Annotated in this window: 11 protein-coding genes; 8 read left to right on the top strand and 3 right to left on the bottom strand. The window is 62.9% G+C overall.

What is annotated here, in order from left to right; all coding sequences use genetic code 11:
• Positions 1–280 precede the first annotated feature (280 nt).
• From EV147_RS25780 to EV147_RS25815, 8 genes are all read left to right on the top strand, one after another.
• Positions 281–463 carry a hypothetical protein gene (locus tag EV147_RS25780; protein WP_130394070.1) on the top strand — a complete coding sequence of 61 codons (183 nt, stop codon included), beginning with the start codon at positions 281–283 and terminating at the stop codon, positions 461–463.
• Positions 464–521: 58 nt separating this feature from the next.
• Positions 522–851, top strand: coding sequence for an ArsR/SmtB family transcription factor (locus EV147_RS25785; RefSeq protein ID WP_130394071.1), 330 nt, complete (start codon positions 522–524; stop codon positions 849–851).
• A gap of 3 nt (positions 852–854) precedes the next feature.
• Positions 855–1,343: an ArsI/CadI family heavy metal resistance metalloenzyme gene (locus EV147_RS25790; protein ID WP_130394072.1), complete on the top strand. Its 489-nt coding sequence runs from the start codon at positions 855–857 to the stop codon at positions 1,341–1,343.
• Positions 1,344–1,419: 76 nt separating this feature from the next.
• Positions 1,420–1,932, top strand: a complete 513-nt coding sequence (locus tag EV147_RS25795) for an arsenate reductase ArsC (protein WP_130394073.1) — start codon at positions 1,420–1,422, stop codon at positions 1,930–1,932.
• Positions 1,929–2,993, top strand: a complete 1,065-nt coding sequence (arsB, locus tag EV147_RS25800) for an ACR3 family arsenite efflux transporter (protein WP_130394074.1) — start codon at positions 1,929–1,931, stop codon at positions 2,991–2,993. The genes EV147_RS25795 and arsB overlap by 4 nt, the downstream gene beginning before the upstream one ends.
• 8 nt (positions 2,994–3,001) lie before the next feature.
• On the top strand, positions 3,002–3,424 hold the full coding sequence (gene arsC / locus EV147_RS25805; RefSeq protein ID WP_130394075.1) for an arsenate reductase (glutaredoxin): 423 nt from the start codon (positions 3,002–3,004) through the stop codon (positions 3,422–3,424).
• The gene (gene arsH / locus EV147_RS25810; RefSeq protein WP_130394076.1) at positions 3,421–4,185 is read left to right on the top strand and encodes an arsenical resistance protein ArsH; all 765 of its coding nucleotides are present in this window, start codon (positions 3,421–3,423) and stop codon (positions 4,183–4,185) included. Before arsC ends, arsH begins: the two co-directional genes overlap by 4 nt.
• Positions 4,186–4,202: 17 nt before the next feature.
• Positions 4,203–5,396, top strand: coding sequence for an MFS transporter (locus EV147_RS25815; protein ID WP_130394077.1), 1,194 nt, complete (start codon positions 4,203–4,205; stop codon positions 5,394–5,396).
• A gap of 436 nt (positions 5,397–5,832) precedes the next feature.
• Here the strand turns inward: EV147_RS25815 and EV147_RS25825 are convergent, their stop codons facing one another.
• The 3 genes from EV147_RS25825 to EV147_RS25835 are packed head-to-tail and all read right to left on the bottom strand — an operon-like array spanning position 5,833 to position 10,650.
• Positions 5,833–7,854, bottom strand: a complete 2,022-nt coding sequence (locus tag EV147_RS25825) for an integrase (protein WP_235845040.1) — start codon at positions 7,852–7,854, stop codon at positions 5,833–5,835.
• The gene (locus EV147_RS25830) at positions 7,826–9,463 is read right to left on the bottom strand and encodes a site-specific integrase (RefSeq protein WP_130394079.1); all 1,638 of its coding nucleotides are present in this window, start codon (positions 9,461–9,463) and stop codon (positions 7,826–7,828) included. Before EV147_RS25830 ends, EV147_RS25825 begins: the two co-directional genes overlap by 29 nt.
• Positions 9,460–10,650: a tyrosine-type recombinase/integrase gene (locus tag EV147_RS25835; RefSeq protein WP_130394080.1), complete on the bottom strand. Its 1,191-nt coding sequence runs from the start codon at positions 10,648–10,650 to the stop codon at positions 9,460–9,462. Before EV147_RS25835 ends, EV147_RS25830 begins: the two co-directional genes overlap by 4 nt.
• Positions 10,651–10,944 lie beyond the last annotated feature (294 nt).

Below are 10,944 nucleotides of genomic sequence, written 5' to 3' on the forward strand. Positions count from 1 at the left end.
GAAGGGTTCTGTTGCGTCACCGCGTAAACATTGACGGCAAGAATGCATGGGGCGCCGGTTTCGGGGCGAGGCAGCCCGGAAGCCGTAAAGATTCGGGCGTTTGGGCCGGTGTAGGCCGCGACGGGCCGAGGTCGATGCGCAGGGTGCGCGGGGGGGTGCAGCTATTGTGCGCCGCTCGTAAGCGCGTGTGCCAGGGGAATGCTCGGTATTTTGGGGTAGCTTTCAAGGGTAATGACGTCGATGGCAGAATGCGCCTGTGAGTCCCCCAAGGCTGCCCACCATGACGTCTCCTTCTCGCCAGACCCGCCGTCACCCCCTCCCGGCCGAGACGCCGGACGCGATCCGCGCGCGTCTCGATGCGTTCGCCAGGGTCACGCGCGAGCGCGCGGTGCGCCGGGCCACGCTTTCCGAGCCAACCGTCGCAGGCACGACGTGGGTCGGCCGCCAGAGCCGCTCCAAGTAAGCCGGCCAGTCACAGAAGCAAGGTTGCAAATTTTCCATGATTCGACTATATTCGAATCATGGAAACCGATAACGCCCTTGAAGCGCTTGCCGCGCTCGCCCATGCCGTTCGCCTGGCCGTCTTCCGCCTGCTGGTGCAGGCCGGTCCCGAAGGCCTGCCGGCGGGCCGCATTGCCGAACTGATGGAGATGCCGGCATCCTCGCTATCGTTCCACCTCAAGGAACTGCATCGCGCCGGCCTGCTGGCCAGCCGCCAGGAAGGCCGGTCGATCATCTACATGGCCCGCTTCGAGACCATGAATGACCTGCTGGGCTATCTCACGGCGAACTGCTGTGGCGGCAATCCGTGCTCGCCGGTTTCCCGCTGCGCCGTCACCACGGAGTCCTGAACCATGAAGCGCTTCCACGTCCACGTCAGCGTGGCCGACCTGTCGGCCAGCATCCGTTACTACTCGGCCCTCTTCGCCGCAGAGCCGACCGTCGTCCGGGACGACTATGCGAAGTGGGCGCTGGACGATCCGCGCGTGAACTTCGCGATCTCCAATCGCACGGAGAAGCTGGGCGTGGACCATCTGGGCATCCAGGCTGAGACGGACGCAGAGCTGGCCGCGATACAGGCACGCCTCGCCAGCGCCGACCTGCCCATGCAATCCCAGTCCGAGACGAACTGCTGCTACGCGACCTCGAACAAGCACTGGTCGGTGGACCCCACCGGCATCGCCTGGGAATCGTTCCACACGCTCGGCAACGCGCCCACCTATGGCGAATCGCGTGACCGTAGCGCCGAGACCGCTGCGTGTTGCGTGCCCGCCCCGTTGAACGCCGCACAGAAGCCTGCCGCCAAGACCACCTGTTGCGCGCCGCAATCCGGCTGCTGCTGATCTAGTTTTAACGCGCTTCCCCCATCGAATCCTCGCGCGAGGAGGCACTCCCTCGCCCCAACGCCCAACAACCACCATGTCCGACAAGACCTTCAATGTACTGGTGCTCTGCACCGGCAACTCCGCCCGCAGCGTCATGGCCGAAGCGCTGTTCAACGTGCTCGGCAAGGGACGCTTTCAAGCCTACAGCGCCGGCAGCCATCCATCCGGGGCGGTGAACCCGTTTGCCGTCGAGCGGTGCGAGTCGATTGGCTATGACACCTCCGGCCTGCGCAGCAAGAGCTGGGACGAGTTCGCCTTGCCCGATGCACCCAAGATGGACTTCGTGATCACCGTCTGTGACCAGGCCGCGGGCGAGGTTTGCCCGATCTGGCCAGGCACGCCCATCACGGCACACTGGGGCTTCATGGACCCGGCCGCCATTCAGGGATCCGACGATGAGAAGCGCAAGGTGTTCGACCAGGTCTTCCGTCAGATCCTGAATCGCGTGAGCCAGTTCGTGAACCTGCCACTGCACATCCTGGACCGCAATGCTATCCAGAAGGAGATGCGCGCCATCGGCGAGCAGCCTGTGGAGGCTGGGCAGTGAGCACAGCGCAACAGTCCGCTGCGGCGGCACGGCCAAGCGCCATCGGCTTCTTCGAGCGCTATCTGACTGTCTGGGTCGCGCTGTGCATCGTGGCCGGCATCCTGCTCGGCCAATGGCTGCCACCGGTCTTTCGGGCTATTGGTGCCATGGAAGTCGCGCAGGTGAACCTGCCCGTCGGCGTGCTGATCTGGGTCATGATCATTCCGATGCTGATCAAGATCGATTTCGGCGCCATGGGCCAGGTCGCCGGACACTGGCGCGGCATCGGCGTCACGCTCTTCGTGAACTGGCTGGTCAAGCCGTTCTCGATGGCGCTGCTGGGCTGGATCTTCGTGCACCATCTGTTCGCGGGGTGGTTGCCCGCCGAGCAGCTCGACAGCTACATCGCCGGCCTGATCCTGCTGGCGGCGGCGCCGTGCACGGCGATGGTCTTCGTCTGGTCGCAGCTCTGCAAGGGCGATCCGTATTTCACGCTGTCGCAGGTGGCGCTCAACGACGCCATCATGATCGTGGCCTTTGCGCCCGTCGTCGCGCTACTGCTGGGCCTGTCGTCGATCACCGTTCCGTGGGACACGCTCATCACGTCGGTCGCGCTCTACATCATCGTGCCGGTGCTGATCGCGCAGATCATCCGCAGGGCATTGCTGGCGCGCGGCGAAGCCACCTACAAACGCGTCGTCGACGCCCTCGGCCCCTACTCGATCACCGCTCTGCTTGCGACGCTGGTGCTGCTGTTCGGCTTTCAGGGCAACGCTATCGTTGAGCAGCCGCTCATCATCCTGCTGCTCGCTGTGCCGATCCTGATCCAGGTCCTGCTGAACTCCGGGCTGGCCTATCTGCTCAATCGCAAGCTCGGCGTCGCGCATTGCGTCGCTGGCCCGTCGGCACTGATCGGCGCGAGCAACTTCTTCGAACTGGCCGTGGCCACCGCTATCAGCCTGTTCGGCTTCCAGTCCGGCGCGGCGCTCGCCACCGTCGTCGGCGTGCTGATCGAAGTTCCGGTGATGCTCCTCGTGGTTGGCGTGGTCAACCGTTCGCAGCACTGGTACGAATCGCATTGAGACACCCCATGACCGTCACCATCTATCACAACCCGGCGTGCGGTACGTCGCGCAATACGCTGGCGATGATCCGCAATACGGGGATCGAGCCAACCGTCATCGAGTACCTGACCTCGCCACCCGACCGGCAGACCTTGCAAGCAATGATCCTCGATGCCGGCCTTACCGTACGCGAAGCCATCCGCGAGAAGGGCACACCCTACGCCGAACTCGGTCTCGCCGATCCGGCGTTGAACGATGACCAGTTGCTCGATGCCATGCTGGCCCACCCCATCCTGATCAACCGCCCCTTCGTCGTCACCGCGCTTGGCGTGCGGTTGTGCCGACCGTCCGAAGTCGTGCTGGACATCCTGCCGGCACCGCAGCTAGGCGCTTTCACCAAGGAGGACGGCGAGGCCGTCATCGACGCGCAGGGCCGGAGGATTCGATGACTGTCGATCTCCCCAACATCGTCCCTGCGGTGCTCGACACGCCGGACCTCCGCAAGCTGGAGCCAGCACGCGTCAGCTCCCACCCGCCGCGCATCCTGCTGCTCTACGGCTCGCTGCGTGAGACCTCTTATAGCCGCCTGCTGGTGCAGGAAGCCGAACGGATTCTGCAGCACTTCGGCGCGGAGACCCGCGTGTTCGATCCGCGCGACCTGCCGATGGCGGACAGCGTCGCCGCCGATCACCCGAAGGTGGTCGAGCTACGCAAGCTCTCCGAGTGGTCGGAAGGCCAGGTCTGGTGCAGTCCCGAGCGCCACGGCACGCTGACGGCCGTCTTCAAGAACCAGATCGACTGGCTGCCGCTGGAGATGGCCGGGATTCGTCCGACGCAGGGCCGCACGCTGGCCGTGATGCAGGTGTCCGGTGGCTCGCAGTCGTTCAACGCCGTCAACGCGCTGCGCGTGCTGGGACGCTGGATGCGCATGGTCACCATTCCGAACCAGTCGTCGGTGGCCAAGGCGTATCAGGAGTTCGACGCCAACGGCCGCATGAAGCCGTCGTCCTACTACGACCGGGTGGTCGACGTCATGGAGGAACTCTACAAGTTCACCCTGCTGGTGCGGGACCGCAGCGACTACCTGACCGATCGCTACAGCGAGCGCAAGGAAGCCGCGCCCGCGCATGCGACGACGCTCGCGGCAGCAGCCATGAATCACGAGAACGACGCGCAGACCAGCGACACGGACAGCGGCGAAGTGGAATAACAGGGAACGGACCGGCCATGGAGCCAAGCAACAGCGTGATCGCCAGGCTGGGAGTCGCCCAGACACTGGCGTGGGGTTCGACGTACTACCTGCCGGCCATGCTGGCCACACCGATGGCGAAGGATCTCGGCGTCTCGACGCCGACGATCTTTGCTGCATTCAGCGTCGCCCTGGTGGTGTCGGCATTGCTGGGCCCCACGGCTGGCCGGCTGATCGACCGGACCGGCGGACGCTCGGTGCTCGTGGCCACGAGCCTGCTGTTCGCCATCGGACTCGCCGGGCTTGCCCTGGCGCAGGGAGCCGTGGGCCTCTTCGCAGCCTGGGTGATCCTCGGGATCGGCATGGGCGCGGGTCTCTACGAAGCCGCGTTCGCCACCCTGGTCGCCCTGTACGGCACCCGTTCACGCGGGGCCATCACGGGGATCACGCTGATCGCGGGGTTCGCCAGCACGGTCGGCTGGCCGCTCTCCACTTACATGGAAGCGCACATCGGGTGGCGGGGTGCATGCCTGTCGTGGGCAGCGCTGCATCTCACGCTGGGACTGGCCCTGAACCTGAGCATGCCAAGGGTAATCGCTACAACAACTGCAGCCAGCAAGTCCGTGCCCTTAACGAGCAGCGATCCGCCGTACCTCGGCGACGAACGTTCGCAGCGGGCGGCCTCCTATGCGCTGGCCTTCGTTTTCGCGGCGACCTGGTTCATCAGCACGGCCATGGCCGCGCATCTGCCGCGCCTGCTGCAGGCCGGCGGCGCGTCGCTGGCTACCGCCGTAATGGTCGGCGCGCTGATCGGCCCGGCGCAAGTCGGCGCCCGGATTCTGGAGTTCGGTTTGCTGCGCAAGATCCATCCGCTGCTGTCCGCACGCATCGCCGCCGCCCTCCATCCGATCGGCGCATTGGCATTCGGGCTTGCGGGAGCCCCTGCGGCAGCGCTGTTTGGCGTCCTGCACGGGGCGGGCAACGGCATCCTTACGATTGCCAAGGGCACGCTGCCGCTGGTCATCTTTGGGCCGGGTGGATACGGCCATCGCCAGGGCGTGTTGATGGTACCGGCTCGCGTGGCGCAAGCGCTGGCGCCATGGATTTTCGGGATGTGCCTGGACCAGTTCGGAGCGAAGTCGCTGTGGCTGTCCTCCGGCCTCGGCGTGGTTTCGGTCGCCGTGCTGATGATGATGACGCAGGTGAGCGCCTATCGTCCCAAGGCGGCTTAACGCGGCGCAAGACCACCGCACTCAGACTCCTCGCCTCGGGTCGCTCTGTATCGTTTGCTCCAACGGCTGGTCGAGCTCCTCCAGCCTCAGACCTAGCCTCCCGCAGTGCAAGGCGACGCGCTGCCACCGCGCATGCCATTGCTGCTCCAGCATTTCATAGCGGCTGAGTTCCTGACGCAGCCGTACGATGGTACGGTCCTGGAAGGCTAACTCCTCATCTAGCCCGCGCGACCGGGAAGGCCGGTCGGGGCAACCTAGCGAGCGTTTGGCCTCCTGGAAGGCTCGCAAGATTTCGGGGTGGCTACTTAACGCCTGTCTGGAGTATCCCGAGAACATTTCGACGCGCTCCCACGTCAGATCAAGCCCTAGCTCCCGGTCCCGCCAGTGCTCTAGCTCGGCAACAATGCCCGCCAGCCTATCGGCGCTGAGTTTCGCGTTAGCCCTGATTGGCCTTCCCATGTCGCTCTCCTTCGTCGAGATACGGACGGAGATCCTTCTCACCCAGTCCCAGCGCGGCCAGCTGCCGCATGAGCTGCGCGTAGCGATGCTTGAGGTGCCGGTGCCAATCCGACCGCGCGTGCGTATTGCGGCCCGTCTCCGAAGCCGTGCGCAGGCTTAGGTGCACAACCGCAGCCTGGCGCTTGAGTTCTTCGCAGCGCTCCTCATCCCCACTAATCCACAGGAAGTCCTCACAACTTGCCGTGCACTGCAGGTGACGCTCGCAGGGCGAGAGCTGGAAGTCGTGGATGCACATGCCCGGTCCCACGTCATGGATGGCATGGATCCGCGCAGCGAGGAACGTACGCATCCGTTCAGCTGGAAGCGCCTTCATCTCTTCAACCAGCTTACCCTGCATGCGTCCCCCCATGACCTCCTCCGCCACCTGGGCAGACCGCTGAGCATAGGTCAGGTGCTGGTAGGCCTTTGTGTCGGCCGCGTGCTTGCGGCCGAACCACTTCGTCTGCACCAAGTCCGGGGCGCCGCCCTCATCCAGCAGATGATTGAGGAAGTGGCGCAGGCCATGCGTGCGAATGCGAAGCGGCTGACCATCGGCCCCCAGCACGCCGTAGCGCTCGAAGACGGAAGCACATGTGGCTCGTCCGCTCAGGAATTCCCCCATGTTTTGATCGGTAACCGGTTGCGCGGCGTACGTCAGCGTCGAACGGGTGCCGCGGTGCAACTGATTGCGATACACCACGCATAGCGATTCGTGGAGATCTAATCCCTTTCCGGCTCCGCCCGGTATAACCGGCGCCGTCCAATGATCGGGCGTAATGCCCGCGACGAACGCGTCGCGCTTGACTCTGGTTCGCCGGTTGACCGTCTCGTAGGGAATCTTCCTGCTAGCGAGGAATAACGGGACACTGTGGCTTTGTAGTCCCAGAATCGCCTGGATAGACTGACTGTCCAACTCTTCGTCGAGCGCAATATCGGAGAGCAGCACCCCGGTCTCGCGGACTCGTTGCGCGACCCGGCGCGCACCAGCCGTCGCCGCCTGGAGCTCATCCACCACGTCCTGCACGAGCTCCTCGGTGGCAGACAACAGCGGCTTGCAACACCATTCCACTGCGACGTCATCGAGCCGCCCCTTGAGTCGCGCGTAGCGCAGGTTCCGGCTGCCGTCTTCCGCCACCGAGAGCGGTCGCTCTGGCAGCGTCAGCGCCTCTCCGACGCGTAGACCTGTGCAGACCATGATGGTCGTGATCAGTATCAGGATACGGTCCGCGCTGACCAAATCGTCGGATGACGCGGCGCGAGGAATGATCTGATACAGATGGCCGATAGCGCGGATTACCTCCTCCGTGGGCAGACGGTCGGAGGTGCTCTCACCATTCCGGAAGCCTTCCGTGGAACCCTGGATCATCGAGCGAGGCCGCACCTTGTGGCGGCAACGCCAGTCCAGGCGGACGCGGCACAAGCCATTACGATCGAGGGCATCCGCGAACTCTTCCATATGACCCACCACCTTGTAGGAGCTGGTGGCCATCTCCCGCGCAAACAGCCGGGCTGCGGCTAGATCGAGATGATCCGACCGGAGATCGGGAAGCGCAAGGTCCGCTGCGGCCAATTCGTGGAATACATATCGCGCCGCCCGGATGAACACCATATGGCTGGTCGAGGATTGACCTCGCTGCTGATGTCGCAAACACACCAATGCCTTTACGATACCCCCGAACGGCTCGGTCATTGGGAGCGCGGCAACCCGCGGGGTCTCGCGATGCTGCGTGAACAGCAGTCTCAACGCGGGACGGCTGGCCTTGTAGGCGCGCGTGCGGTGACGATAGCTGGCCGATACGTCCCACACCGCATCACTCCAATGCACACCCGCAAACGGCAGGCTTGCTTTTGCGGTCGCAACGAGGCGCGTCGCGTTCTCGATCCAGTTAGCAGAGACCGAATCGCTGTAGCGGCCGACAGCCACCATGGACTTACGTCTTCTTCCCAGCTCGCTTGCCATATCGCGCCACCTCCTGCAGGACCTCGCCCACCGCGTAGATGACTTCATCCATTTGGACCGCCACGCGCTCTCCGTAGCGCTCGCGACGCTCTTTCCGACTGCGCAGCAACTCGGCAAGCACCGCCTCATGGTCAGCCTCCATGTATGGCCTGAACTTCGGGCAGACGTAGCAGGAGAACGGCGGATCGAGGTCGCATCGTTGCGACTTGCCACAGGCGCCAATCTCGACGTCCGGCACGGCGTGCATATCGCCGAGGAAGTGCACCCGCTTATGAGGCGGCACCGAACCCGCGACGGAATCCTCCGAAGCTGCCTGCCCACGGAACAGCTTCAGCAGCGGCCCCAAGCGCACAGCTGCCGCACGGTCCAGAATGTCGGTAAGCCGCCTCCCCTTGAGGGCATAGTAGATATGTACACTTTGTGTATCGGAATGATCCAGCATGGCCGCCAGGACTCGCCGGGAGACGCCAAGCTCCACCATCGTCGTCGCAAAGGTATAGCGCAGCCGGCGTGACGACAGATGCAGCGGCGCCTTGGTGCGTGGCGAGATGACGTTCATCCGCTTTCCGAACCGCCGGATGAGCATCAGGAACTCATCAACCGTAATGTGGTGTGCGTATTCACCTACACCAGTATCCCTACGCCATGCATCAGGCTCGGCATGCATGAACAGGGGGCGCGCACATGGGCCGCAATCGATGCCCTCGTTGGCGCGCAGGAGTTCCTTCAGAATGCGCTCCAGATCCTTGCCGACACGCTCGTCAATGAAGTCCTGTCGGGCGGCGCGACCGCGCTTCTTGGTTCGTGGGATGGAGAGCACCCAATTTGGCGGTACATCGAAGCCCTCGAGGCTGTTCTGGAAGTCCGCTTCCCGCAGCAGGCAATAGTTGCCGGGGTTCCGGCCGTAAGCAAGACTGAGAGCGATCGCGGCTCGCTGCATGACGTGCGAGCGCTCCATTGAATTGTCGTCCCGGAGTGCCCGCCGCAACGCCATCAATTCCGTATCTGAGAGCGGGCCACAGTGTTCGTCCTCCAACTCTACTGGGAGACGAGAGTACGGTGCCGGGATGCGAATCTCGTCCAACTTGAACGCGAACTCCTCATCGAAGCCGAGGCACTCCAGAATCTCCGCGGACCACCGGTACCAGGAACGCAGGGGATAGAACAGATCCAGCGCCTTGCGCTCCCGCAATACCTGCAAGCTTTGCTCAACAAGATGTCGGAGCAAGACCTGCAAACTTGGTATGTGGGAGAGAGACGCAAGTGAACTCCATTGGTGCATCAATTTAGCCTCAATCAGGCCGCCCTCCCGAACCCTTCCGATCAAGGCGTAGATGGTGGATCGCAAAGCAGTGGCAACGCTTGCGCTGGCTTGCTGAGTGAGCAGTTGCAACGCCCATCTGCGAAGGGCATAAATTACGATTGGATTAGTTTCAGGAAGCCGGGCCCAGTCGAGTGCCGAGTGTTCCGTCGGCACATTGAACTTCCATACCGACTGGCTCAGATCCATGACGCGGCCGTCTCTGTCGATTACGCTGTCCGGCATTGCAATCAGATCGCAACGCCGCAGATGGTCCGCCATCGCGAGATTGAGCTCGGCGTTCGTCATATAGGATTCGATGAGCCAAGAAGCGTTGCCTGATAGCTCAAGCCAACCTCGCCGGCCTCACGTCGGATCGCATCGATGACGTAAGACTTGATGGAGGTCGATGAACGCCAACCAAAGAAGTACATCATGTGCTTGTCGACTCGCTCTTCTTCGAGGCCGCGGGCGACGGCTCGTTCCCTGAAGTGCGTGGCACAGGTACTGCGCAAAGCGTGCGGATGAAGCTCGCCGAATTGTGGGTGGACCAACCCGATCTGGGCCACGACCCCGTTGACGCGCGCCAGGCTCATGGGTCGCCCATCTCGGGCGAGGAACAGGAACAGCGTCCGTCCGGAGTCTTTTATCTGCCTACGCGCCTTGCAGATGTAGTCGTCGAGGAGACGGGCAAGCGTGATCTCGCATGGCAGCAGTCGCGATTCCGTCTTAACCTGCGGCTCGGCAAGTCTTGGATCGTCGGAGTCGTTCGGCGCTTGCCTCACTCGCACCTGCGGCGTTGGGCCCGATAGCAGGCAGTCTCCAATTCGCAGCTTCAGCACCTCACCGCGTCTGAGGCCGAGCGTCGCCATCATGAGAACCATGAGGTAATTGCGCTGCTGATAGGGTGCTTTCCATGGATTGTTGTTGCTATTGGGGCGACAGATGGCAAGCAGCGATGCAAGCTCATCGCGCGTCAACGCTCTTGCGTGCTGGGACAGCTCTATGCGTGCGCGCCCTGCCGTTGCGAACGTCCGCTGAATCGTTTGCAGCTTTGCTCGAATATCCTGGATCTGTGGACTGCCGACCGGCCACTTGACCATCGCGTTCTCCAGATGCCAGGTGATGAACCTCATTACCTCCCGCATCCGCTGTGTCACCGTATTTTGCGAGACAACAAGCCGCCGGACTTGGCCAGTAGCTTCGAAGTTGCGTCGGAGCCAGGGATACAGTCCCGCGACAATCTCGTTTGGCGTGAGGCCCTCCCCGTTTTCCAGCCGAGGGCGCACCGGGTCCTTTTGCATCGAGCACCACACCCAGAAGTATCCGAGCGTGCGTAACGCCTTTTCCTGACTATTGGCTGCCAGCCTCGGTCGCAAGCGCAATAGCAGGTACATGTTTATCCATGTAATCGGCTGGCGATCCTCGTCGAGCAAGATCGGAATCCGCTCACCGGTTTGATGTCGGACCATGACGACGTGGAAGTGAGGAGTCATGGATCGCCCTCCGGCAAGGAATCGAGACTCTGGCCGCGACGCTCCGATGAGCGCGCTCCTTCACTGCATCGTCAAACCATAGACAACCGCGACGCCCATTGCCAACCCTTCCCTGCACGGGCTTCCCGAATGTTTTCAAACTTCCGTCACGCGTCACGCGGATCACATTCGTAGGCTATCGCGTGCCAAAAATCTTTACAAAGCACCACCGCCGATAAGGTCCTGATTAAAAAGCAAAAACCCCGCACAAAGGCGGGGTTGATCTTGACACTTTTTACTTACGGACCATTAGAA

Origin of the sequence: Cupriavidus agavae (genome assembly GCF_004217045.1) — a bacterium.
Lineage (GTDB): Bacteria > Pseudomonadota > Gammaproteobacteria > Burkholderiales > Burkholderiaceae > Cupriavidus > Cupriavidus agavae.